The following is a 24,711-nucleotide window of genomic DNA, read 5'->3' on the forward strand; positions in this document are numbered from 1 at the left end:
AAATATTTTCTTATTAATATAAATTATTTTTTCTATAATAATTATATCAATATGTAAATAATTGTCAAATTCACTTATTAAAATTTTCTATAAATTTCAACAATATAACTTTATTTATTAATTTCCATTATTTCACAACCATTTTTTTACTATTAGAAAATCCATTTTATTCTCTTTTCTATATTTAGCCAAAATAAAACCTAGTAAAATGCATATTTCACTAGGTTTTATTTCATTTTAAAATATTTTTATATACAATAATATTAAATTATATATTGAAAGTTTTATATATTTTTATTCATTTTTTATAAAAATCAATTTTTTATTTTCAAATTTTTAAAGCAACTTTTCTTTATTTATTAAATATTTTATATCAAAATACTTTATTTTAAAAGTTTTTTTAAAATCTCCCATATACATCACTTTACTGTTTAGAGATCTGCTTTTTATTTCTTTATTTATATAATTTTCTAACTTTTTCATATCATTAATATTTAATATTTTAATAGACTTTGATATATCAATTATAGCTGATTTTATTACTTCTTCCCTTGATTTTCTAATATGCATCTCTATATTCTTATATAAACTACTTCTATTTAGACTTAGTATCTTGCATCCATGTAAATCTTTTTCAAGCATTCTTAATGTATTGTTATTGCTACCCACATTAAAAATAATAAAGCAACCATAATCATATTTACTTCTTAAAATTCTTCCTAAGGCCTGTTTTATTTTTATTGCCAATTGAGGATAATTAATTCTATGATAAGGAATATTATACTTATGCATTATAGTAGAATATAAAGGGTCTCGTGGATTTAAATTTGGTATCTTGTCTAAAGTAGCACATATTAAACCATCACCAGGAACATCCACACCTTCAAAACATCCTTTTGATCCAAGTACTACACATCTTTTATTTATATCTTTAAGTACCTTTATACCTTTTTTATCATTGTATATTTCTATATCTTTTTCATGTAAATAATTTCCAAGCACATCATACGTTTTTAATTGTCTATCTTTGCTATTAAAAAGACATAATGTATGACCTTGTGTAATATCACAAATATCACTTATTATTTCACTAATTTCATTTGGGAAATTATTATTTTTATAACTACAAATGTCATTTATACTTATAAGTGATAGTCTCTTTTTATAATCATAAATTGGATCTATAACTTTCTCTAAGTTATCAACTCTATTTATTCCTAATGTTCTTTTAAAGTAATCCATCTTATTTCCTACACTTAAAGTTGCTGATAAAAATATACCTGTAGATAAATTACTTAATATGTTTTCCTCAAATAAATCTGCTAAATTTAAAGGAACAACTCTAAATTCAAAATACTTAAAGCCTTTATCTATATCAACAATTCTCGCATAATTATCTTCTTCACTGTATTCTAAAAAAGCCTGTAAAGTATTTCTCATATCCTCCATATCTTTAAATCTAGATTGACCAAATTTATATACATCAGACTCTTTATCACAACTATCATCATCCATATTTCTATCTATTATTACTAATATAGAATTAATGTTTCTAATAATAGACTCACAGCTAAGCTTAACTTTCTCTGTAAAAGCTTTATAAGTTAAACTTATATAGTCATTATCCTTTCTTATACTACCAGCAACTTCATTTTCTTGTAAGTTTAATTCCCATCTTAAATTGTAATTACTTATATTTTTATAATCGCTATTTTCTCCAAATATAAATAATGAACTTATTTCTTCTACTATTAAATTTATATTCCTACTTATTTTATCTTTTAAGCTTCTATCTAATCTTATATGATTATAAAATTTATCAAATATCTTTAGCTTCCTAAATTTTTTATTATACGAAAATGGACTATTATATATATTTTCATATGGATATATCTCTTGTAGGAAATACAATAATACTCTAGAATCTACTATAGCAGAGAAAAATTCGTACCCTTTCTCTGTTAGATTATGAGCTTCATCTACTATTAAATTTTCTATTGGTTTTTCTTCTTTGTAAGGCCATTTTGCAAGTAATGAATGATTTATAATAGTTATATCTTCTTCTTTAAGCTCTTCTACTCTCTTTTTGTAAAGGCAATTTTTTATACACTTTTTAGGTTTGCATAAATTAGGATCACAACTAGAGTATATAATATGATTATTGATTCCTTCAAAATGCTTTATAACCCAATAATTAATCTCTTCAATATCTCCATAGTTGCCTTCTTCCACCAATCTTTCTAAATATATTATTCCTAATATATCTAATTGACTTGTCTCTCCAGGTGTATACTCAGATTTATAACCTTCTAATTTTTCCACACATATATAGTTATTTTTTCCTTTAATATATCCATAACTTACTTTATCAGTTAGACCTAATGAATTTAAAATATTTGGTATATCTTTATTTATTAACTGTGTCTGTAGCTCTTTTGTATCTGTTGAGACAATTATTCTTTGATTTCTAAGCCTTGATTCTAATATTGCTGGTAGCAAATATCCAACACTTTTCCCGATCCCTGTTGGTGCTTCTATACATGCAATCTTAGATGCTCCATTAGTTCCTCTAAATGTCTCTCTTATAGTTTTAGTTAGTTCATATTGACCTGGTCTAAATTCATATATAAATCCCTCTTTACTAGCCCATATACTTTCATCTTTTAATAAATCTTCATAATTACTATGTTTAGAATGTATTTTATCGAAAATTTCCTTTTCTTTTTTATTTTCTCTTCTATAGTTATTATGATTATAATCCTCAAACCTTACATTTTCATACGATATATCATAATTGCCATCCTCTATTAATTTACTCCATTCCCATGGTTTTAATCCGAATTTGTTTAAATAAGAATTAATCCTAAAGGTCAAAGGCTCTAGAGTATATTCTGATTCTTCCTTTTTCTTAAGTCTAAATAAAAGAGAGTTGACAACTTCTAAAGTATCTATAGCATCTTCTAGAGCTCTATGTTTTTCATCTTCATACTTATTAGTTATAGTCTTTTTTAAATAATCTAAATTAAACTCTTTGTGATATGGCTCTAAAATCGCAGCTAATTCCATAGAATCTATGATTTTATTTTTTAACTCCGGTATATTAATATCTAAAAAGCTTTTTTCAAAAGAAGCATTATGACATATTATAGTCTTGTCTTCTATAAAATTTAGAAGTTTATTTTTTGCATTTTTAAATTCTAATGCACTTTTAAAATCCTCTTTTTTCAAATCACTACACAAAGAAAATATTTCTAAAGGTATTTCCTTATTATTTTTTACTAATGTATTTAAAGTTGAAACTTCACCATTTTTAATCTTTACCGCTCCGATTTCTATAATTTCAGCTTTATTCGGGTTTAATCCACTTGTTTCTATATCTAAAAAAATAATATTATCTATAACACTTTTAATATCATTTCTAATTTTAATTATATTTTCCTCCATATATAATTCCTCTCAAACTACAAATAAACATTTATACTTTATTTTATATAATTATTACTTTACTATACATTATATAAAATTAAAATATTTTATCAAAAATGACAAAATTTTATAATATTTTATTATTTAGTTTTATAGTATATAAAAGTAATTATTTATATAAACTATCCATATTGATATAAACTTTTTAATAGAGGTGATTTTGTGGATAAAAAAGGTTTTAAGAATTATTATATATTAGGCATAGTATTACTTATTTTTACGCTTTTAATTATTCCTAACTTCTCTTTGTTTTCTAAGATTAAAACTCAGATATCTTCACCTGAGTTAAGTACACAAGAATATAATTGGTATTTTAACCCTAGAGAAGATGGTAAGCAACCTACAGCAATAGAAGAAGCAAGCTTTTTCAAAAAATATAATTCTTATTATGTAGGAGACCCTAATGAAAAAGTGATATACTTAACATTTGATTCGGGATACGAAAATGGATATACAAATACTCTATTAGATATTCTAAAAAAACATAATGTTAAAGCTCACTTCTTTGTAGTTGAAACTTATATAAAATCAAACCCTGATATTATAAAGCGTATGGAAGAAGAAGGACATTTAGTATGTAATCACTCAAAAACTCATCCTTCTATGGCAAGTATACACGATTTCGAAAAATTCAAAGCTGAAATTACTAGTGTAGAAGAAGCATATAAAGAAGTTACAAATAAAGATATGCCTAAATACTTTAGACCTCCTATGGGTAAATTCAGTGAAGAATCATTAAAATACACTCAAGATTTAGGGTATAGTTCAATATTTTGGAGCTTTGCGTATGTAGACTGGTATAACGATAAACAACCTACTCATGAATTTGCAAAAAATAAGATATACTCTAGAACACATCCTGGTGCAATAGTTTTACTTCATTCTAATTCTAAAACTAATAGCGAAATATTAGATGAGGTTCTTACTCACTGGAAAGAAGAAGGATATAGATTAGAAACACTAGATTATTTAGTTAAGTCAACATCTAAAAATTAAAATAAAAACACTATACATATATTTAGTTTTAAATACCTGTATAGTGTTTTCTTTAAATATAATCAAAAACTTTCATATTTTTATAATAGTGATTAAAGCTTAGATAGAAATTAACTAAATATGCCAGTATTTATCTATCATAAAATTAATTTATATTATGCATCTAAAAATATATTCTTCCCATTATAGTTTGCAACCCAATATGGCTTATATATGCTTTTATTTTCAACTAACTTTATATTTTGTATATTCATATTATCTAGTAAATCACTTTTATATTTTTTTTCTATATATTTTATAATTTGTTTTTTTACTTCTTCAATAATTTCATAATCATTTACCTTAGATTTTTTTACACAACTTTTAGGAACATATCTTTTTACTGTCATTGGCATTTTATCTACTGATTCTGAATATCCACTATATGTATTTACTATCATAGTTATATTAAATTTTTTTGAATTATTTCTAAAAAAACTAACACTCCCCTTTTTACTTACTACTTCATATTTTAAAATCTTAAATTCTATGTATTCCAAATGAATATCTTCAGCCTTATTATTAAATTGAACAATTTTACTTATTAGTGGTGTTTTTGCAAATATTATCTTTGCAGCATCTTTCTTTTTTATATTTATTTTTATAGAATCTACTAGCATATTAATCCTCCTAGGATTTTTTTATTAATAAATTATATTACCAATAAGCTTGTTCTAATGTATATTGATTTAAAATTTGCATATTATAAAAATTATATATGTTTATAGGAGGATTTAAAATGCCAAGAGCTATAACTCATTATTTATTTTCTATGGATTGTTTAAACCTATTAGATAAAAACACTCAAGCTATTATTAAAGATAATATGGATATGTATTTATTAGGAAGTCAAGGTCCTAATTTTTTTAATTATTACAATGATTTAGCCTTCTTAAATAAAAAAAATATTTCACTTTTAAGTCCACTTATTCATAATAAAAAGACTAACGACTTTATAAGTAATATGATAATGTACTCTTCTAATAAAAACACTTTAAAGGCTTTATTTAATAATATAGATTTTTATAATATATCTCTATCATATATATACGGATTTTTATCTCATTATGCTCTTGATAAGCATACACATCCTTATATATATAGTCTTCAAAATAGTCTAAAGAATAAATATAAGCATAAAAGCAATGCTGCATTACATAAAAGTATAGAAACTCATATAGATAGCTTATTACTTTTTAGATTTAATCATCTAAAACCTTATGAATTTAATGATTATTTAAATATTAATTTGAGTAATGATGATTTATTTGTGCTTTGTGATATGTATAGCTATTTATTAAGTAGCGTTTATAATAAAAAAGTATCTTGTGAAGATATAAAAAAATCATATATCACTTTTATAAAAGTCGAGAAAAAAATAAATTCTTCACCAACTTTATTCTCTAAAATATATTTAAATATAAAAGATAAAACATCTAAAAATGGTTTTATTAATAATAAAATATATTTTAATTTTAAACATTGTGTTAATGATTTACTTAATGAGAGTCATAATAAATGGGTAAATCCATTTTCTCTAAAAAGCCATAACTATACTTTTGATGAAATTTATAAATATAGCCTTGATTATTATTTAGATTTATCAAAAGAGTTAGATCTTTACTTAAATAATAAATCTACTATGATTAATATAATATCTAAAATTAATAATAAGTCCTTTTTAACAAATCAAAATTGTGATTGCAACTTTGAATTTAAACTTTAATTGGTTTAGATTTACATAAATATATATTTTAAATATGTAAAAAATACTATTAAAAGAATAAATTTTATGAGGATGATGAAATTTTATGAGTTTAAAGAAAGTTATTTTATTTATAGTTCCTTCTATTATTTTTATTTGTGCTATATTTTATAAAAATAATAATTATACAATCACTGCAGTAAATAATACTGATAATGATATAGAACCTCCAACTATTAATAGGGTTATCCCTGATAAATGTCAACAATATATAATTGGAAAACCCAAAATTGTAGTAAATTACAATGATTTAAGTGGTGTTGATTTATCTTCAGTAAAACTTTATGTAAATTATAAAGATATAACTAAAGATTGTTCAATTACAGAAAATGAAATAACTTATACTCCTAAAAAGAAATTTAAAAGGGGTAATCAAATAGTGAAAATAGAACTTGATGATTTATCATCAAATAAAAATAAAAAAGTATTTGAATGGTACTTTACCGTTGGTACTCCTATATATACTCATTATAGAGGATTACTTCATGCTCATACCTCTAATAGTGATGGACACGGAACTTACGATGATGCCTATTATTTGGCAAAGTATAAAGCTAAATTAGATTTTTTTGCTATCACTGAACATTCTAATTACTTTGATAATGATTTAGAATGTAACTTAGAAGATGGATCTTTTAGTGAAAAATGGACAAATGCTGTAAATTCCGCTAATAAGTTCACAAGTAATGGTGAATTTATTGCTTTAAATGGATTTGAAATGACTTATACTAGAAAAGTAGATAATCCTATAGGACATTTTAATGTATTTAATACAGATGGATTTGTATCTTCTAATGATAAAAGTCTCGATTTAAAAAACTTTTATGATCTTATTTCTAAATATGATGATTTGATTTGCCAGTTTAATCATCCTTGTGATAAGTTTGGTAAATTTGAAGATTTAAAGTTTTCACCTATAGCTGATAATGTAATTTGTTTATTAGAAGTTGGTAATGGATATAAGGAAGATATGAAAAAAAATATAATAGCTTATGATATGTATCAAAAAGCTTTAGACAATGGTTGGCATGTTGCTCCTACGTGTAACCAAGATAATCATATTATTGATTTTGGTATTGCAAATGAATTTAGAACCGTTATATTATCTACAGAGTTATCTAAGGAAGCTTTATATGATGGACTAAGAAATATGAGAGTTTATGCAACTGAAGATAAAAATATAAAAATTGATTATACTATTAATGATAATCCTTTAGGGTCAACTATTAATAAACCCTCAAAATTAAATTTTTCAATAAGTGTAATTGATAATGATAAAGAAGATACAATAAAAGAAATCCAAGTAATTAGCGAAAATGGTAATATAATAAAAAGCAAAGAATTTGATTCTAATCTTGCTAAATTAGAATTCACTATACCTTCTAAAAATAAAAGAACTTTTTATTATGTTAAAGTTTTACAAAATTCTGGTAAAATATCTGTTACAGCTCCAATTTGGATAAAAAAATAGGATGATGGAGTTATTTTTCCATCATCCATTCTATATATAGTCCAATACCATTACTAGAGTTTGTTGATATTACATGGGATAATGCTCCTATTATTTTCCCATTTTGTATTATTGGAGACCCACTCATACCTTGTAGTATACCTCCGTATTGTTTTAAAAATTCTTTATCTGTTATTTCGAATTCAAATCCTTGAGTACTTGCTTCATATTGTTTATTTACTTTTGTAATGTTTATATCATAAAAATGTTTGCCATCTTCACCAGTATTACTTATAACTAAACTTGCGTTTCCTATTTTTACATCTTTAGCTCTAGATACCTCATAAATTTGTTTATCTTTAAATCCACTTATATTTATATTTCCTTTTGCACCAAATTCATTTACTCTAGTAATCTTACCTTGAGGGTTATCTTTCATTTTACCATGAATACTTCCTAATTCTGATTTTGTAGATCTTTTAATTTCAAGCATATTACATAAATAAATTTCACCTTTTTTTGATAGTACATTATCTAAATTAGGTACTTTAATATTATGTGCAACTGCTCCAAATGTGTTGTCTTTTGGATTTATATAAGTTAAAGTAGCACAAAATGGTATATACTCTGTAAAATGTGATGGACTTATATCTTTTTTATTTAAATATAATGTTTCATATTCATTATTTCTTAAAACTAAAACTTCTATTGATTCTGATTTTTTACTTTTTGATACATATTTAAAAATATCGTCTCTATTTTTTATAGTTTTTCCGTCTACTTTGCAAAGTAAATCATAATTTTGTAATTGTTCACTATTTTCTTCTACATTATAATACATTACTTTATTTGTATTCATATTTACTTGTAGAAGTTCTCCTCCTAAAATAACTTCAGAAGGAATTTTTTCATTTTTTTGCATTGAATGAATACAAGTTGGAAATAATACTACTAATAAAATAATTAAGAATATTTTTAAGCTTACTCTAAATGATGTTTTCATTTAGCCTCCTTTTGAAGTTAAATATTTTTAATTGTATTCTTATTATATGTACTTGTATATTTATTTATAATGGTAAGTAATTTATTCAACCTTACAATTTGTATTACCTTCATATTTTTTACTTTATAAAAAATGTTCATCTTAATGTAAATAAATATTTTGTCTTTTTCTAAAAATCTGTTTTACTCTAGAAAACATTATATTAATATAACTATATTTTATAAGTTATCTATAATTATTAAAGTAATATAATTTTTTAATATAAAAACGAGTATTTATAATACTCGTTTTTTCTAATTTACTCTTTTTATTTCTTTTTAATTCTATAATTTAACTATTCATACTTACATTTAATTGAATATATAAATAAGTATTAAATTAAAATCATAAAAAATCCTATAAAAACAAAGTTCACTAATTTTTAATATCTTGCTCATTCACGCTTATCCATTATTTTCTTCTAATCCTACTTTTGTAAAATACTCCATTTATCGTCTATTTCATATCCAATTTTTTTATATATTCTTCCTATATGTTCATTACTATAAAACAAGCACGGAACCTTGCCTTCGTTTACTAATTCTTTTGACAATGTATATGCCATATATGTTGCAAGACCACGGTTTCTATAATTTAAACCTGTTCCTACTCCACATATCATTGCTAAAAAGCTAGTTTCTACTCCAGTTGATATTGTACTTATTATTTTGCTATTCTCTTTTATAAAGTATATCCTTGTATTTTTATCTTTTATTAATTTAGTTTGAGATTCTATACAGTCTTCAGTATTCATATTAATACTATTTAAGAATTCATTTAATTGGTTTAGATCATTTATTTCAACTTTGTTGATTTTATAATCTTTCATGTTAAGAGTATCTATTTCATTTAAGCTTTTTAGACTACAAAAATAAGTTTCATTATATGATGTATAATCTTTATACTTAGTAAGAAGCCTGTCTATAACAGATTTTTTTCCGCTAATTTCATTTATATCTAAGGTATTTATATAGCTTATCATTTCGTCTACATCAAAATCATTTTCGTAACTATAAATAATTAAAGACTTATAATATCTTAACATTATCGAGACAATTTTTTCATTTTGAATTTGAAACCATACCTCTTGAAACTCAGTATCCAGTCCATAATTCTCAACATAACCTATTATAAATAAGTTAATACGCTCTTCATGAGATACATACTCCCAAAATGCCTTCTCTAAACTCTCATTTACTTTTGTAATCAAAAGTTTTACCCCCTTATCTTTTTACAACCAATATTCATATTAATTATAAAAAATTTTAGTGAGTCTATATTTAATTATAGAAAAAACTACTTATCATTATTAAATGATTATTTATATTATAACCTTTTTTTTATAGGTATTTGTATTTCTGTAATAAACTCCTCTACCTTTCCAGTTTCATGAATATCTATTTTATAAATTTCAATAGGATTCCCTATTACTTCGTAGTTTTCTTCCTCACAAAACTCTAACATATTCTTTATATATTCTTTATTCTTACTGTAACTTCCTCCATAACTCATTGTAATATAATAATTTTCATCAAATGTAATATTATACACATCTTCATTCTCATCTAAAAAACAAAATACAGAGTTAAATTCATTATAAATATTATTGTTTATAGATTCTAAGGAAAAAATAGCTCCTATATTATTATTTCCTAAAATATTAAATCTATTTTCATATTCTTTTTGAAGCTTTTGTATTAAAAAATCAACATCTTCATCCCTTTTAATGTTAGCATTTAATTTTAAAGCCTTTCTTTTTTTCATATACTTCACTTCTATAACATCAAATGCTGTATTTTTAACAGTTTCATTAATAGCATTTAACCTCTTTTTTATATTTTCTTTATGAGATATTAATTCTTCTATTTTTTCATCTATTAATTTTATTTCTTTTTCTAACATTTCATTGGTAGATTTTATATTTCTATTTTCTAAGTATTCTTTTATTGTTTTCATTGGAAAGTTTAAAATTCTTAGCTCTTTTATTAAGTTTAATTTCCATATATCAGAAATATTATATAGTCTATATCCATTAGAATCTCTAAAAGGATTTAATATTCCTATTTCTTCATAGTACATTAAAGAATCTCTTCCTATACCATATATTTTTGATATTTCTCCTATTTTATAATAATCTTTCATATTTTCCTCCACTATCTTTATTATAAAATATTTTTTTAGTAAATTTTATATCATTTTTTTATTATTTCTAAAAATATAATATATATATTGTAATAATTTAAACCTATCCTCACAAAATATAAGTAATTCATCTTATAGGAGGACTTAATATGGAACACAAATGTGGATGTAATTCAGGCTGTGGATGTGAACATACTCATTTTGAAATAGCTAATGTTGATGCTAAAGTAAAAGCTGCTATAGACAAAGCTGAGCATTTAATGAAAGCTGAAACTGGAAAAGAATATGTTATGATAGCATGGGAGAAAAAATAACAATTTAATTTAAAAAGAGCAACTTAAGGTAGAAATAAAACTCTACTTTATATTGCTCTTTTTATTATTTAATATTTAAACGCCCATAGTTTTCGTCTAAAATCTTACTTTCTATTTCAAAATTTATAGGAATTTTAAATAATGGCCCATCACTTACAAAAGTATGATATTCTCCGTTTTCTCCACAAGCATCAGAACCTGTTTCTTTTATTTTTTGTATTAAGTCTTTAGTTAATATTTCTCCTAAAAATTCTTCACCTAGATTATTTAAATTTATTGTTTTGATTATCGCTTTATATCCATTATCAATAAATTCATAAACCAAATCTTCTCTATTCTCTTGCCATAACGGAAACTCTGCATTCATATTAACTGAATTACATCTATCAACTCCCCATTGTCTATGATGTTCTATATCTATATCTCCATATACACATATAGTTGCACCTTTTTCTTTAGCTTCCAATAATTTTCTTTCAAACTCACTTTCGTATTCACTAACTCCACACTCTACCGTAATTAAATCTATACCTAAGCTCTTGCTTACTCTATTTAAAAAGTCAAGATTTATACCATGAGTCCATGACTCACCTTCATTTTTCTTTACAGTAGTCAAAAGTGCTACTGGAGTATATCCATTTTTAATCATTCTATGTAAAGCTAACATACTATCTTTTCCACCACTAAATGATATTACAAATTTTTTGTTATTCATACTATATCTCCTTTTTTCATTTGTTCAATTAGTTAATATGTAATTTATGTTTTAATTTAACATAAAGAATACTCCTATAAATACTAATGCTGCTCCAATATAATTATAAAGATGTGTAGTATTCTTTCCTAATATAAAACTATCTATTATAAAACCTAAAAATATTTGAGATACTACTATTAAAGTAAGTGTTTTTGATACTCCTAAAGCCGGTATTGCTTTTACTGTAAAATATATTATAAGCCCTCCAAATACACCACCTAATAATAGTACTGGTTTAATCGGTCCTACTTTTATTAGATCTTTGAAATCTCCTGCTACCAATATACCAATTAAGAAAAACAGGGCTCCTACAATTAAGCTTATAAAAGTAGCTATTAATGCAGTTGTATTTTTCTCTAGTTCTCCATTAAAAAAAGCTTCCAATGTCGTGGAGAGGCCAGCCATTATTGCAAATATTATCGCTCCTAAGTTAGACACATTTGAACCTCCTTATTAATATAGTAATTAGTAAATTTTATGATACAAGTTGTATAATAATTACTACTCTCGTCCAAAAGGTTTATTTCTTATTTTTTTTATTAAAATAATCATTTTATGTTATAATGTTATAAAATAATTATTAGTATTATTAATGAGGTGAATTTATGTTTCAGTTTTTTAGTTTTAACCTAGATGGACTTAACAAAAAAGAAAATGCTGGGAGGTTTATAAGCCTTGGATTAGTCTTAATAATCTTAGGCACACTTTCTTTAATTTATAAAGGACTTGGTATTAAATTAGTATCTTGGTTGCTAGGCCTTTCACTATTATTTATAGCATATTTAAACTTAAAAAACATCAACGAACTTGCTAGATATACACCAAAAGAAGAACTAAAACCTTATAAACGTAATCAAGCTGTTCTTTTAGTCGTAATAGTTTTATTATTTTTATTCCCAACAAAAATTCAAAGCATGATTTCTTTAGTTCTGGGGGTATATTTAGTAGTAAGTCAATTATTAAAAATAACAGCTAGTAAAAATGATCCTTACTTTAGATTTGGTTTATTAAATATTTTAATATTTTTATTTGGGCTAACTCTAATTATATCACCATTATTTTTATCTAGATTTATATCATCTATAATGTCATTAATAGTTATAGTTATAGGATTAAATTTATTTGCTACAGGTAATAGACTAAGATAGTAAAATAGGTGACGAGTAATTTTAATACTCTCACCTATTTTTATGTAATTCATTAAATTATTTGATATAATTTAATCTCATGGAAATATTCTTACTGCACTTTATGAAAGAAATAGAAAGTTTACTATGGAAGAAATTTCTGAAAAAATAGGCAAAGACAAATCTACTGTTACATCTTTAAATAATTAAATAAAGTTAATAATAAATAAGGAGCTTTGATAAAATGATTATTTTAGCAAAGCTCCTTATTTTTATATTAATCTATAAATGTTACAACATCTTCTAATGGCTTACGAGGTGGTTGTGCTGGCGTATTTTCTTCTGCTACACCCAAAGCTATCATAGACATTAACTCATATTCTGGCTTTTCAAACCCTATAAAATCTTCTATTTCACGCTTTGCATGAGTTGGACCTGTCATATAACAAGTTCCATATCCCATTGCTGTTGCTGCTAATAAAAAGTTTTCTACTGCTGCACCTATTCCTTGTGCCGCTGATTGAGGAGACTTTAATACATCTAATATTTCTTGAGGTGCATTATTATCTTTTAATATTTTTTCTTCTATCATTTTATATTCAGATGAATATACTATAACTAAAACTGGTGCATTTCTAAAACATGTATAGTAGTTTATTACGCTCATATGTCTTTTGAAGTCTTTTTCATTTTTTGCAAGCTTACCTATTCTTTCATGACTTTCTTTTACTATATCAGCTAATTTATTTATCATTTCTTTATTTTGAAGAACAACAAAGTTCCAATTTTGTTGATGCTTTGGTGATGGAGCATGTGTTGCCGCTTTTAATAATTCTAATATATCTTCCTTTGGTATTGGTGTATCCTTGAACTGTCTTATACTTTTGCGGTTGTATATAAAATCTAAATTTGCCATTTTACAATATCTCCTTTATGTATTTTTATGTCGGCAGTTTAATTATATAGATAAAATAGTTTGGTGTCAAACTATTTTATCTATATACACTTGTATCTATATATTTTTCATACACTCTATTTTTATTAGAATCATAACCGTATAAATAAGTATCTGCTACTTTTCCTCTAACATAACTTACAGCTTCGTATCTTATTCCCTTTGTTGCATTTTTGTTAGACCAAAACTCTATATAAATTGTTCCACCTGATGTATATGTGTTTATCACTAAAGGATACTCATATGTGTTTTTAAATTTATAGTCAATACTTCCTGAGGCTAAAGTAGCATCTAATCCTCTTGGTAAATAACTTACTGGCTTAGAATGATTTCTTCTTTCTGTTGGAAGTATTCCTGCCTTTAATTCAGCATTATAAATTGTACTAGAAACTTGGCATACGCCTCCACCTATACCTTGAACTAGCTCACCATTTGATATAACTGGTGCATACGTATATCCATTTTCTTGAGTTACAGGACCTACTGCATTTTCATAAGAAAACTCTTCTCCAGGCATTAATAATAAATCATCTACTTTACTTGTAGCCACTTCTACATTCTTACCTCTTCCTCCACCAGTTCCATATTGAGTTGTTGCAACAGATATTTTAGTGTCAACTTTTTTTAAGTCTTCTATGTTTATCTTAGGCTCTTCTTCAATATAATTTGCCGAAATTTTAACCTCTTCATCATTTCCATCATAATTTTCTATTATAAATTTTATTTCTTCCTTTAATTTTTCTCGATCTACAACCATAGAATTTTTGCCTTCTTTTACATCTATATTCGTACCATTTATGGATATTGATGGTTCTATTGGCTCTTCACTATTTTCTTCATATACTTTATTAACCAAGTCTTCTAATGATTTTTCATTTACTTTTATATCAAACTTATAATTTCTATTTATTCCTATTGTTATTATTCCAAACTGCTTTAATGTATTTCCTTCTTTTCCATATGACATAACTTCTGTTTTTAATTCATCATCATTATAATCCTCAATTAAATCATTATAATCTATGCTGTAATTCTTATCTTTAGCTTGAATATTTATTTTATTTTTACCTAGATTATTTTTAATTTCATTAATTTTTTTATTTAAGCTCTCATTATCTAGCTTTGATATATTATTTTCATATAATATTGCTCCTGGATAAACTATTTTATGATATTTTTTTGCTACATTATTAGCAACAAATCCTATTATTAAAATTGCTCCAATACATGTACCTACTATTATCATATGCTTTTTAGTAAATTTCTTAGTTTTTTCTTGTATGTCCTCATTCTCACTTACTTTTTCTATATTAATTATTTCACTATCTTTAATTTCATATTTACTTTTATCATCATCTTCAGTGATTTTATTATTTTCATCTATATCATTTATTTCAGAAGCTTTTTGTGATATTGCTTTATCTGATTCTTCTATTTCGATTATATTTTCTTCTTTTGAATCCTTAATATCTTTATATGTATTTTCATTTGCTCTACTTTTATTTACTCCATCTTTTTCTTTATCCACTACAATTCCTCCCCAATACTTTTGTATAATTCTTTAAAGTATATGATTGAAAATTAAATAGTATTTTCAAGTTTATAGATTTGTATATATAATTTTTTTATGGTAATATATCAATAATATAATTACAATTAATAACTATTAGAAAAGGTGATACTGTTGACAAAATTCAAATATGCATTTGATAATAAGAGATATCATACATGGAATTACTACCTTAGAAATACATTTGGTGAAAAAATCTTTAAGGTTTCTATAAATGCAGGGTTTACTTGCCCAAACATAGATGGAAAAATAACTTATGGTGGGTGCACTTACTGTAGTAAGGAGGGCTCTGGAGATTTTGCTGGAAATCCTAAGGATGATTTAATAAAGCAATTCTATGATATTAGAGAAATGATGCTAAAAAAATGGCCAAAAGCTAAGTATATAGGCTATTTTCAAGCTTATACTAATACTTATGCTCCATTAGAAGTATTAAAAGAAAAATATGAAACTATATTAGGACTTGAAGATGTTATAGGTCTATCAATATCAACAAGACCTGACTGCCTTCCTGATGATGTAGTCGAATATTTAGGCGAACTTAATAAGAGAACTAACTTATGGGTTGAACTTGGACTTCAAACTATTCATGATTCAACATCTAAATTAATTAATAGAGGTCATGATTATCAAACTTTCCTTGATGGAGTTGAGAAATTAAAATCTAAAAATATTAAGGTTATTGTGCATATAATCAACGGTCTTCCTGGAGAAGATTATAATATGATGATGGAAACAGCTAAGGCTGTAGGTAACCTTGGTGTTGATGGAATTAAGATACACTTACTACATGTTATAAAAAATACTCCAATGGAAAAAATGCTTGAAAATGGTATGTTAAAACTAATGACTCAAGAAGAATATATAAACTTAGTTTGTGATCAGCTTGAAGCTTTACCTGAAGAAATGATAGTTCATAGGCTTACTGGAGATGGAAAAAGAGAAGATCTTGTAGGTCCTTTATGGAGTTTAAAGAAATGGGAAGTTCTTAATCAAATCGATGCTACACTTAAAGAGCGTGGTACTTTCCAAGGTTCTAAGTATGTTGCTAAGTAAATTAATAAATATTAGATAATATCTATTAATTTATATAATTAATTTTTAATAAAAAAATACTGGAAATTAGTTCCCAGTATTTTTTATTATATAGATTCATTATATATAGTGTTATCTGGTGGATTTGTTACAGATATATCATCCCCTTGATTTAATAAGTCAATAGCTTTAATATCTTCATCAGTAATTTCAAAGTCAAATATATCAAAATTTTCTTTCATTCTATACTCATTTGATGATTTAGGTATAGGAATAATTCCTTTTTGCATATGCCATCTTAGCACTATTTGTGTAATTGATTTTTTATATTTTTCTGATAAACTAATTATTAAATCATTAGAAAAAACTCTACCTCTACTTATCGGGCTCCATGCAATAACTTGAATATCATTTTCCTTGCAATAATTACATATTTTATTTTTAATACTGAAAGGATGAATTTCTACTTGATTTACCATCGGCATTATTTCTGCGCTCTTCTTTAAATCCTCTAAGTGCTCAACTTTAAAATTACATACTCCTATAGCTTTTACTTTCCCTAATTTATATAAATCTTCAAATGCTCTCCATGTTTCTGAATTTAGTTTATTCGGCCAATGAATTAAATATAAATCAATATAGTCTACTTGTAAATTATTTAATGATTTATTAAATGCTTCAATAGTTTTTTCATATCCATGGTCATCATTCCAAAGTTTAGTTACTAAAAATATTTCTTTTCTATCTATTTTACTTTCTTTGATGCCTTTACCTATACCTACTTCATTTCCATAAAATGATGCTGTATCTATCATTCTATATCCTATATTTAAAGCATTTTTAATTATTTGAGATGTCTCTTCATCATTGCCCGATTTATACGTTCCAAATCCTACTGAAGGCATTTTTATCCTATTACTTAATAATATAAAATTTTGATTCATAATATATGTTCTCCCTTTTTATTTTGTCCTCTATATAATTTTATCATAATATTTAAATTATTTTTATATATTATAAAATTTAAGTAATTTATCTCATAAATAATTCAAGTTTGTCTGTGTATAATACTATATATTTTTGGAATTTCTTACATATTGCATACACTATGACTTATTGTTATTATTAACTTAGTATAAAATTTCTTCATATTTTAAATAATTTATTAATTAAAGTAAACCATATAATATGTAATAAACTTTAATTAATTTTAAGAGGTGGAATTATGTTCGTAAATACTCACCTATTAATAGGTAAGTCTTTGATAGAAAATATAAATGATAATAGGTCTTTTTTTCTTAGTGATAAAAACTTTATATATGGAAATATTAAACCTGATGTATCATCTAAGTATGTTCTTCAAAAACATTATTTAGAAGAGTCTCTTGACATGATTTTTAAAAAGGTAGAACACCTATGTAGCTTAAATTTAGATTGTATAAGCAAATACTTCTCAATAAGTAAATTTAGTCAAGAGCTAGGGGTAATTTGTCATTTCTTATGTGATTTTTTCTGTGTTCCACATAGCAGACGCTGGGAAATGTCTCATAGTATGAGTAAACATATAGCTTATGAAAAAGAATTAGCTCTAGTAGCTAAAGAAACTGATTTAACAAAGTTTAAAGGAGATACTTTAGGATCTCAAAACTTCCGTGAGTTCTTTCATACTTTGTATTCAGAATACGTAAATAAAACTGAATATGAAAATGATTTGCTTTTTTCTAATTATGTATGTAATAGTGTAGTAAATTATATATTAGATTGTATTTTAACAAATACAGCAAAATCATATACTTTTATAAATTGCGGATAATAGTTTATATAAGATTTTTATTAATATTGAATCTCTATAACAATTTTATGATAAATTAGTAATGAAGATTACTAGACCTATTAGATATATAATAATATAAATTTCTTTAGTTTCTAATTAATCAACATGTCTTTGATTAGATCAATCATTTGACAAAAGCATACTTGAAAATAAAAAAGAAATACTATATTTTTTAGTATTTCTTTTTTATGTTATATATTCTCAATATTATTTATTTTCTCAATTTCTTTGATTGCATCTTTTACACTTTTTGCTGTATAGTTAGCACATTTTTTAACTTCATCTTTTGAGGTGTCCATTGCAAAACTATATTTAAATCCATCTAACATACATATATCATTAGGAGAATCACCTATTGTTGCAATTTCATCTAGGTCTGTATTTAGTAAGCCACATACATGCTTTATTGCACTTCTCTTAGATATATGCTTAGGTGATATACTTAAAACTCGTGGTCCTGATAAATAAACGTCTAAAATATCATAAAACTCACTTTTATAATAAAGTTCCATCCTTCTAAGTTCCTCAGTATTTTTTGATATTATACCTATATTTCCAACTAAGTTGTCAAAACATTCTTTTCCAAAGAAATTAGAATCAATTATGCAATCCCTATCATATCTATCTAGTATATCTTCTCCTCCAGATATAACTATATCTCCATTATATATAACATATATATATGAATCATCTGATTCAAATCTACTTATTACTTTTTTTACTAATTTATCATCTATTACTTCTTTTAAGATTATATTTTTATCTTTATCATAAACAAATGCTCCATTTTGACATATATAATATCCATTTAAATTTACTTTTTCTTTTATCATTTGGAATGCCTGCTTAAAAGCTCTTCCTGTTGCGATATGAAATCTTACACCTTTTTCTTCTATTTATTTTATAGCGTCTATATCTTCCTTACTTATTCCTTTTTGATAAAGAGTTCCATCTAAATCACAAAATATATGCTTTATCATGTTTCCCTCCAAGGTATTTTAAAGATTTATAAGCTCCAATCTTAAATCATTTAATATAGTCTTTGTTGCTCTAAGTCTTACTTGCTGCCTACTTCCATTAAATATATATCTCTTTACTATTGTCTTACCATTTATATAAATTCCAAAGTAAACTAAACCTACAGGTTTTTCTTTAGTTCCGCCTTCTGGACCTGCTATTCCTGTAGTTGAAATTCCTATATTAGTATTATACCTTCTTGCAATACCTTCAGCCATTTCTCTTGCAGTTTCTTCACTAACTGCACCAAACTTATCTAAGGTTTCTTTTTTAACACCTAAGGATTTCATCTTTGCTTCATTAGAGTAAGTTATACACCCCTCCATAAATACTGATGATATTCCTGGATAATTTATAAGGTTTGACGAAACCATACCACCTGTACAAGATTCTGCTACGCTTATAGTTAAATTCTTATTAACTAACATCTCAGCCACTGTATCTTCAAGGGTAGATTCTCCTTGAGAATAAATATACTGACCTACTCTATCTTCTATTTTATCTATTACAGGATTTATTAAATCCATAGCAACTTCTTCACTAATAGCTTTTGCAGTAATTCTTAAAGTTACCTCTGTATCCTTAGCGTAAGGTGCTATAGTTGGATTACTTTGTTCATTAATTATGTCTATTATAGCATTCTCTAAAGAAGATTCTCCTATACCATAAAACCTAAGTGTCTTAGATACTAAAATATCATCTGTAAGATATTGTAAATAAGGCTTTACATGTTCTTCAAACATAGGTTTCATCTCTCTTGGCGGTCCAGGTAGTACTATTATAGTTTTGTTATCTTTTTTCAAAATTGCACCAGGAGCAGTTCCATTATTATTTTTAAGCACTATAGCTTCTTTTGGAAAATAAGCCTGTTTTTTATTATTTTCAGTTGGCACTTTCCCCAACTTATTAAAATATGCTTCAATTTCATACCAAGACTCTTCATGAAATACCAATTCTTGATTAAATAATTTCGCTGCAGTTTCCTTTGTAAGATCATCTTTAGTAGGACCAAGTCCTCCAGTAGTTATTACCATATCACTTCTATGTAAACTTTCCTCTAAAGATTCTAATAGTCTATCTTCATTGTCACCCACAGTACCTTGATAGTACACTTCTACACCTAAATTTGCTAACTCCTTAGCTAAAAATTGTGAGTTTGTATTTACAATATCACCTAAAAGAATTTCAGTTCCAACAGTTATAATCTCAGCTCTCATTTTGATTCACCCCTCTAAGTATAATTTGAACTAATTTTAATAATTTAATGTATTTAATATATATTTTATCCTAAAATCTCTGTATAAAACAAAAGGGCTTATTTCGGATAAACTATCCAAAATAGCCCATTTTTATTGGAGGCGACACCCAGATTCGAACTGAGGATCAAGGAGTTGCAGTCCACTGCCTTACCACTTGGCCATGTCGCCTTATTGATTATAAATAAATTATAGCTATATTAATTAACTTTCGCAACAAATTTTTGTTATTTTTATCCATAATAATTTAATAATATGGCTATACCACACTAACCCTAAAGTTAATAATGAGTGGTACTTTCAGTATTCACTCTTCTCCAATATAATTAATATAAATGAACTTAAAAAGATTAAAATAATATAAGTTTTATTATATAAATTTAATATATTAGGAGTGATAATATGAAAGTTGCAGTAATAATGGGCGGTATATCATCTGAAAGAGAAGTTTCTTTGAATTCTGGAAACGAAGTTTTTGATAATCTTGATAGAAATAAATATGAAGTCGTTAAAGTAATTATAGATAATACAGAAGACGTTTTTACAAAAATTACAAATGATATAGATTTTGCATTTTTAGCACTTCACGGCAAATTTGGAGAGGATGGTCGTATTCAATCTATATTAGAAGCAAAAAACATTCCTTATTCAGGATGCGGACCTTTATCAAGTGGATTATGTATGGATAAAAATGTTGCTAAAAAAATATTAAAACATTCTGACATACCTACTGCTCCTTGGATAGTTACAAATTCAACAGATAAAATAAATTATGATAAAATCGATAGCTTTGGATATCCAGTATTTATTAAACCTAATAGCGGTGGCTCAAGTGTTGCTACATTCTTTGTGAAATCTAAGGATGAAGTAAAAAATGCAGTGGAAAAAGTACTAGAATTTGATGAATATGCAATGATAGAAAAATATATACCTGGTGGAGAATATACTTCCTTTGTACTAAATGGTAAAGTATTTCCTACAATCTCTATAAAATCTAATTCAGAATTTTTTGATTATAGTTCTAAATATGCAGAAAATGGAGCGATTGAACAAGTTGTATATTTAGAAGATGATCTTCAAAAACAAATAAATAAAATTTCTGAAACATGTTGGCGTATTTTCTATTGCAAAGCCTATGTAAGAATTGATATGATTATACATGATGGAGTTCCTTATGTTTTAGAACTAAACACTCTTCCTGGGCTTACTAAAACTAGTTTAATACCTAGAAGTGCCGCCGCTTGTGGACTTAATTTTAGCGATTTACTAGATAAAATCATAGAGTATTCTTTATCTTAAGGTAAAAATTACTTCATTAAATTTATAATAAATCGAGGTGGTATATTGTTATTCTCTAATCTTATGATTAATGACAATGAACCAATTTATATACAAATAAAAAATCATATAACCGACATGATATCAAAAGGATTAATACCAGATAAAAGCAAGCTCCCTTCAACAAGGGAGCTTAGTCAACTTCTTAATATTAGTAGAAATTCAGTAGTACTTGCTTATGAAGAATTAAAATCTGAAGGGTATATTTACTCTGTATCTGGTAAAGGTACATTTGCTAATTCTAAAAATGATATTATAACAAGTAATTGGTGTGTAAATTGGGATAATCTTGAAAATAATTATTCTAAGACTGCAAACTCTATGGATATTATAAAAAATGAAATCCAATGGAAATCTAACTTAATATCTTTTAAAAGTATTTCTCCTGATGGATCTATGTTTGATATGGATGAGCTAAAAAAATCTTTTTTAAATAGAATTTCATTAGAAGGACATAAGCTTCTTAATTATGGTTATGCTCAAGGGTATAAGCCTTTAATAGATTATTTGCTAAAATATATGAATAATAAGGGTGTAGACACTTCTAACAAAAATATTTTAATAACTAATGGGTTTACAGAAGGATTAGATATTGTGCTATCTTCTTTTACATCACCAGGAGATTATATAATTTGTGAAAATCCAACTCATAATACTACAATTAAAATTATGAAAGCTTTAAATTTAAATATAATTAATGTTGATATGGATGAAAATGGATTAGATTTTAATATGCTTAATGAAAAGTTATCTATCTATAAAAATAAAATTAAGTTTGCTTATATAACGCCTTCTTATCATAACCCTACAGGAGTTGTTATGTCTCCTGAGAATAGATATAAATTTTACAATTTAATGAAGGGAAATAATATTGCTATTATTGAAGATGGTTTTAATGAAGAACTTCTTTATTCTAGTTCTCACATCTTCCCTATTGCATCCCTTGATAATTTAAACAATGGAGTTATTTACATAGGCAGTTTTTCAAAGATTTTATTCCCAGGTATGAGAATTGGATGGATACTTGCTGATAAGAATGTAATTTCTAAACTTGAAAGTGTTAAAAGATGTAAAAATATTCATGTTTCATTCTTAGATCAAGGTATTCTTTATGATTATTTATACAATGGTGGATTTGGAAAATATGTTAAGAAAATCCGTAAATTTTATGGAGATAAGTTTAATTTTGCTTATGATTGTGTTGAAAAATATATTCCAAATGAATATGTTCTCGGAGATGGTGGGCTTCATATTTTTGTTAAACTAAAAAATATTAACTGTCGTGACCTTTTAGAAAAATGTTATATGAAAGGCGTTATCTTTATGCCTGGTGATATTTTTTATATTAATGATGATGGACATGATACTTTAAGACTCGGATTTTCTAGGTTATCTTTAGAAGATATTGAAAATGGAATAAAGATTATAGGTGAATGTGTTAGAGATATTGAAAATAACTCTATATAAATTTGTACTATTTTTATATTATTTAGCATTTATTCCGTGCAGTTTAATAATTTATATGGTATAGTAATAATTGGAAATATATTTTTTATAAAGGGGACCTGAATAATGTTAGACAAAAATTGTGCTTATTGTATGGAAGGCGAATTAGTCGATCAATTTGGAATTAAAATTTGTGAATTAGAAACATCTAAAGTTTACTTATTCAAAGAACAAAGCCACAAAGGGCGTGTTATAGTTGCTCATAAAAGACATATCGGCGATATGACAATATTAAGTTCTGAAGAAAGAGCTGCTTATTTTGAAGATATAGCAAAGGTATCAAATGCTTTACAAGCTGCGTTCAAACCAAACAAAGTAAACTATGGTGCATATGGGGATACTGGATGTCATTTACATTTTCATTTAGTTCCAAAGTATACTGATGAATTTGAATGGGGTACTACATTTGCAATGAATCCTGAAAGAGTTACTCTTAAAGATGAAGAGTATCAAGAATTAATTGACCTAATCAAGGAAAATTTAAAATAGTTAATAATTGAGCTATCATGAAATTTCATGATAGCTCTTCATTATAATAATTTTCTATTATATTTTACCTTTCTCTACTGATACATTGTTTCTAATAAGCTTTTAACCCTATCAAAATCTTCACTTTTAATGATTATCTTTCTATCTATAAATCCTTTTCCAAGAGTTATTATTTTTTTATTTTTTGATATTGAGGACTCTTTATTCTTTATTTTCATTTTTATCTCCCTAGTTTAGGTAAGTTCCTTCTACTTTATTAAACTCTCTGCATATTCATAAATATCTTTTTTAACATAAACACTATATTCATAAGTAAAATCTTCTTTTTGACCTAAGTTTCCAATTTTACTTTCTATTATGGTTTTATCAATCATAGACATATTGCCTTTATTTTTATTTTCTATCTTATCTGTGTATTGTATATCATTTAATTCTAAAATATTTATTACTTCATTGTATTTTTCTCTTGATTTCCCTTTATATAACAATCTCTTATCCCAAAACATTTTCTTTTTCCTCCTTATTTTATAATATACTTTCATTTAGTATGTATCAAACTAATTATAAAACCTTTTAATCTATTTCTAATTTCC

Annotated in this window: 24 protein-coding genes and 1 tRNA gene; 10 read left to right on the forward strand and 15 right to left on the reverse strand. The window is 25.3% G+C overall.

The features are described 5' to 3' along the window. Positions 1–336: 336 nt before the first annotated feature. Complete coding sequence (locus HF520_RS08030; RefSeq protein WP_168573528.1) at positions 337–3,444, reverse strand: helicase C-terminal domain-containing protein; 3,108 nt, start codon at positions 3,442–3,444, stop codon at positions 337–339. Between the two features lie 204 nt (positions 3,445–3,648). On the opposite strand from HF520_RS08030, the gene pdaA reads away from it, so the two are divergent. Beyond that, entirely contained in the window at positions 3,649–4,482 is an 834-nt protein-coding gene (gene pdaA, locus HF520_RS08035; protein ID WP_168573529.1) for a delta-lactam-biosynthetic de-N-acetylase, read from the forward strand. 155 nt (positions 4,483–4,637) lie between these two features. Here the strand turns inward: pdaA and HF520_RS08040 are convergent, their stop codons facing one another. Then, positions 4,638–5,141, reverse strand: a complete 504-nt coding sequence (locus HF520_RS08040; protein ID WP_168573530.1) for a hypothetical protein — start codon at positions 5,139–5,141, stop codon at positions 4,638–4,640. A 119-nt stretch (positions 5,142–5,260) separates the two neighbouring features. Here HF520_RS08040 and HF520_RS08045 point away from each other — a divergent pair, with 119 nt between their 5' ends. Beyond that, positions 5,261–6,247: a zinc dependent phospholipase C family protein gene (locus HF520_RS08045; RefSeq protein ID WP_168573531.1), complete on the forward strand. Its 987-nt coding sequence runs from the start codon at positions 5,261–5,263 to the stop codon at positions 6,245–6,247. Positions 6,248–6,332: 85 nt separating this feature from the next. Then, a complete protein-coding gene (locus tag HF520_RS08050) occupies positions 6,333–7,757 on the forward strand; it encodes a CehA/McbA family metallohydrolase (RefSeq protein ID WP_168573532.1) in 1,425 nt (474 codons plus the stop codon). A gap of 10 nt (positions 7,758–7,767) precedes the next feature. Here HF520_RS08050 and HF520_RS08055 read toward each other — a convergent pair whose 3' ends face one another. The 3 genes from HF520_RS08055 to HF520_RS08065 form a co-directional block, all read right to left on the reverse strand. After that, positions 7,768–8,739, reverse strand: coding sequence for a SpoIVB peptidase S55 domain-containing protein (locus HF520_RS08055; RefSeq protein ID WP_168573533.1), 972 nt, complete (start codon positions 8,737–8,739; stop codon positions 7,768–7,770). A gap of 466 nt (positions 8,740–9,205) precedes the next feature. Further along, a complete protein-coding gene (locus tag HF520_RS08060; protein ID WP_168573534.1) occupies positions 9,206–9,988 on the reverse strand; it encodes a GNAT family N-acetyltransferase in 783 nt (260 codons plus the stop codon). A gap of 116 nt (positions 9,989–10,104) precedes the next feature. Beyond that, complete coding sequence (locus HF520_RS08065; RefSeq protein WP_168573535.1) at positions 10,105–10,920, reverse strand: MerR family transcriptional regulator; 816 nt, start codon at positions 10,918–10,920, stop codon at positions 10,105–10,107. A gap of 149 nt (positions 10,921–11,069) precedes the next feature. On the opposite strand from HF520_RS08065, the gene HF520_RS08070 reads away from it, so the two are divergent. Beyond that, positions 11,070–11,234, forward strand: coding sequence for a hypothetical protein (locus HF520_RS08070; RefSeq protein WP_168573536.1), 165 nt, complete (start codon positions 11,070–11,072; stop codon positions 11,232–11,234). 64 nt (positions 11,235–11,298) lie between these two features. Here HF520_RS08070 and HF520_RS08075 read toward each other — a convergent pair whose 3' ends face one another. Further along, a complete protein-coding gene (locus HF520_RS08075; protein ID WP_168573537.1) occupies positions 11,299–11,949 on the reverse strand; it encodes a diphthine--ammonia ligase in 651 nt (216 codons plus the stop codon). Positions 11,950–12,000: 51 nt separating this feature from the next. Continuing rightward, complete coding sequence (locus HF520_RS08080; protein WP_168573538.1) at positions 12,001–12,429, reverse strand: DMT family transporter; 429 nt, start codon at positions 12,427–12,429, stop codon at positions 12,001–12,003. Between the two features lie 167 nt (positions 12,430–12,596). On the opposite strand from HF520_RS08080, the gene HF520_RS08085 reads away from it, so the two are divergent. Continuing rightward, positions 12,597–13,139 (forward strand): DUF308 domain-containing protein, encoded by a 543-nt coding sequence (locus HF520_RS08085; RefSeq protein WP_168573539.1) that lies wholly within the window; start codon positions 12,597–12,599, stop codon positions 13,137–13,139. Positions 13,140–13,395: 256 nt separating this feature from the next. Here the strand turns inward: HF520_RS08085 and HF520_RS08090 are convergent, their stop codons facing one another. Both HF520_RS08090 and HF520_RS08095 read right to left on the reverse strand, forming a co-directional pair. Beyond that, positions 13,396–14,034 carry a nitroreductase family protein gene (locus HF520_RS08090; protein ID WP_168573540.1) on the reverse strand — a complete coding sequence of 213 codons (639 nt, stop codon included), beginning with the start codon at positions 14,032–14,034 and terminating at the stop codon, positions 13,396–13,398. A gap of 76 nt (positions 14,035–14,110) precedes the next feature. After that, positions 14,111–15,601 (reverse strand): VanW family protein, encoded by a 1,491-nt coding sequence (locus tag HF520_RS08095; protein ID WP_168573541.1) that lies wholly within the window; start codon positions 15,599–15,601, stop codon positions 14,111–14,113. A gap of 156 nt (positions 15,602–15,757) precedes the next feature. On the opposite strand from HF520_RS08095, the gene HF520_RS08100 reads away from it, so the two are divergent. Next, positions 15,758–16,699, forward strand: coding sequence for a TIGR01212 family radical SAM protein (locus HF520_RS08100; RefSeq protein WP_168573542.1), 942 nt, complete (start codon positions 15,758–15,760; stop codon positions 16,697–16,699). A gap of 86 nt (positions 16,700–16,785) precedes the next feature. Here the strand turns inward: HF520_RS08100 and HF520_RS08105 are convergent, their stop codons facing one another. Beyond that, positions 16,786–17,622 (reverse strand): aldo/keto reductase, encoded by an 837-nt coding sequence (locus HF520_RS08105; RefSeq protein ID WP_168573543.1) that lies wholly within the window; start codon positions 17,620–17,622, stop codon positions 16,786–16,788. Positions 17,623–17,903: 281 nt separating this feature from the next. On the opposite strand from HF520_RS08105, the gene HF520_RS08110 reads away from it, so the two are divergent. After that, positions 17,904–18,491 (forward strand): zinc dependent phospholipase C family protein, encoded by a 588-nt coding sequence (locus HF520_RS08110; RefSeq protein ID WP_168573544.1) that lies wholly within the window; start codon positions 17,904–17,906, stop codon positions 18,489–18,491. Positions 18,492–18,703: 212 nt separating this feature from the next. Here the strand turns inward: HF520_RS08110 and HF520_RS08115 are convergent, their stop codons facing one another. From HF520_RS08115 to HF520_RS08125, 3 genes are all read right to left on the reverse strand, one after another. Continuing rightward, a complete protein-coding gene (locus HF520_RS08115; RefSeq protein WP_243155127.1) occupies positions 18,704–19,345 on the reverse strand; it encodes an HAD hydrolase family protein in 642 nt (213 codons plus the stop codon). A gap of 165 nt (positions 19,346–19,510) precedes the next feature. Beyond that, positions 19,511–20,746 carry a competence/damage-inducible protein A gene (locus HF520_RS08120; RefSeq protein WP_168573545.1) on the reverse strand — a complete coding sequence of 412 codons (1,236 nt, stop codon included), beginning with the start codon at positions 20,744–20,746 and terminating at the stop codon, positions 19,511–19,513. Positions 20,747–20,882: 136 nt separating this feature from the next. Then, positions 20,883–20,956, reverse strand: a tRNA-Cys gene (locus tag HF520_RS08125). A 231-nt stretch (positions 20,957–21,187) separates the two neighbouring features. Between HF520_RS08125 and HF520_RS08130 the strand changes: the two genes are divergently transcribed. The 3 genes from HF520_RS08130 to HF520_RS08140 all read left to right on the forward strand — a co-directional run bounded on the left by HF520_RS08130 (position 21,188) and on the right by HF520_RS08140 (position 24,118). After that, positions 21,188–22,084, forward strand: coding sequence for a D-alanine--D-alanine ligase (locus tag HF520_RS08130; RefSeq protein ID WP_168573546.1), 897 nt, complete (start codon positions 21,188–21,190; stop codon positions 22,082–22,084). A 45-nt stretch (positions 22,085–22,129) separates the two neighbouring features. Then, positions 22,130–23,590 (forward strand): MocR-like pyridoxine biosynthesis transcription factor PdxR, encoded by a 1,461-nt coding sequence (gene pdxR, locus HF520_RS08135; RefSeq protein ID WP_168573547.1) that lies wholly within the window; start codon positions 22,130–22,132, stop codon positions 23,588–23,590. Between the two features lie 105 nt (positions 23,591–23,695). Then, positions 23,696–24,118 (forward strand): HIT family protein, encoded by a 423-nt coding sequence (locus tag HF520_RS08140; protein ID WP_168573548.1) that lies wholly within the window; start codon positions 23,696–23,698, stop codon positions 24,116–24,118. Between the two features lie 74 nt (positions 24,119–24,192). On the opposite strand, the gene HF520_RS08145 is transcribed toward HF520_RS08140, so the two are convergent. Together HF520_RS08145 and HF520_RS08150 are read right to left on the reverse strand one after the other, a co-directional pair. After that, entirely contained in the window at positions 24,193–24,336 is a 144-nt protein-coding gene (locus tag HF520_RS08145; RefSeq protein ID WP_168573549.1) for a hypothetical protein, read from the reverse strand. 30 nt (positions 24,337–24,366) lie between these two features. Then, complete coding sequence (locus HF520_RS08150) at positions 24,367–24,624, reverse strand: hypothetical protein (protein WP_168573550.1); 258 nt, start codon at positions 24,622–24,624, stop codon at positions 24,367–24,369. Positions 24,625–24,711: the final 87 nt, after the last annotated feature.

Source organism: Romboutsia sp. CE17, assembly GCF_012317385.1.
Classification (GTDB): domain Bacteria; phylum Bacillota; class Clostridia; order Peptostreptococcales; family Peptostreptococcaceae; genus Romboutsia_E.

Coding starts and splice junctions, on each gene's coding strand:
- HF520_RS08030 (WP_168573528.1), bottom strand. CDS start 3,444: ATGGAGGAAAATATAATTAAAATTAGAAATGATATTAAAAGTGTTATA.
- HF520_RS08090 (WP_168573540.1), bottom strand. CDS start 14,034: ATGGCAAATTTAGATTTTATATACAACCGCAAAAGTATAAGACAGTTC.
- HF520_RS08075 (WP_168573537.1), bottom strand. CDS start 11,949: ATGAATAACAAAAAATTTGTAATATCATTTAGTGGTGGAAAAGATAGT.
- HF520_RS08045 (WP_168573531.1), top strand. CDS start 5,261: ATGCCAAGAGCTATAACTCATTATTTATTTTCTATGGATTGTTTAAAC.
- HF520_RS08055 (WP_168573533.1), bottom strand. CDS start 8,739: ATGAAAACATCATTTAGAGTAAGCTTAAAAATATTCTTAATTATTTTA.
- HF520_RS08040 (WP_168573530.1), bottom strand. CDS start 5,141: ATGCTAGTAGATTCTATAAAAATAAATATAAAAAAGAAAGATGCTGCA.
- HF520_RS08070 (WP_168573536.1), top strand. CDS start 11,070: ATGGAACACAAATGTGGATGTAATTCAGGCTGTGGATGTGAACATACT.
- HF520_RS08120 (WP_168573545.1), bottom strand. CDS start 20,746: ATGAGAGCTGAGATTATAACTGTTGGAACTGAAATTCTTTTAGGTGAT.
- HF520_RS08050 (WP_168573532.1), top strand. CDS start 6,333: ATGAGTTTAAAGAAAGTTATTTTATTTATAGTTCCTTCTATTATTTTT.
- HF520_RS08110 (WP_168573544.1), top strand. CDS start 17,904: ATGTTCGTAAATACTCACCTATTAATAGGTAAGTCTTTGATAGAAAAT.
- HF520_RS08085 (WP_168573539.1), top strand. CDS start 12,597: ATGTTTCAGTTTTTTAGTTTTAACCTAGATGGACTTAACAAAAAAGAA.
- HF520_RS08115 (WP_243155127.1), bottom strand. CDS start 19,345: ATGATAAAAGAAAAAGTAAATTTAAATGGATATTATATATGTCAAAAT.
- HF520_RS08105 (WP_168573543.1), bottom strand. CDS start 17,622: ATGAATCAAAATTTTATATTATTAAGTAATAGGATAAAAATGCCTTCA.
- HF520_RS08145 (WP_168573549.1), bottom strand. CDS start 24,336: ATGAAAATAAAGAATAAAGAGTCCTCAATATCAAAAAATAAAAAAATA.
- HF520_RS08130 (WP_168573546.1), top strand. CDS start 21,188: ATGAAAGTTGCAGTAATAATGGGCGGTATATCATCTGAAAGAGAAGTT.
- HF520_RS08065 (WP_168573535.1), bottom strand. CDS start 10,920: ATGAAAGATTATTATAAAATAGGAGAAATATCAAAAATATATGGTATA.
- HF520_RS08150 (WP_168573550.1), bottom strand. CDS start 24,624: ATGTTTTGGGATAAGAGATTGTTATATAAAGGGAAATCAAGAGAAAAA.
- HF520_RS08140 (WP_168573548.1), top strand. CDS start 23,696: ATGTTAGACAAAAATTGTGCTTATTGTATGGAAGGCGAATTAGTCGAT.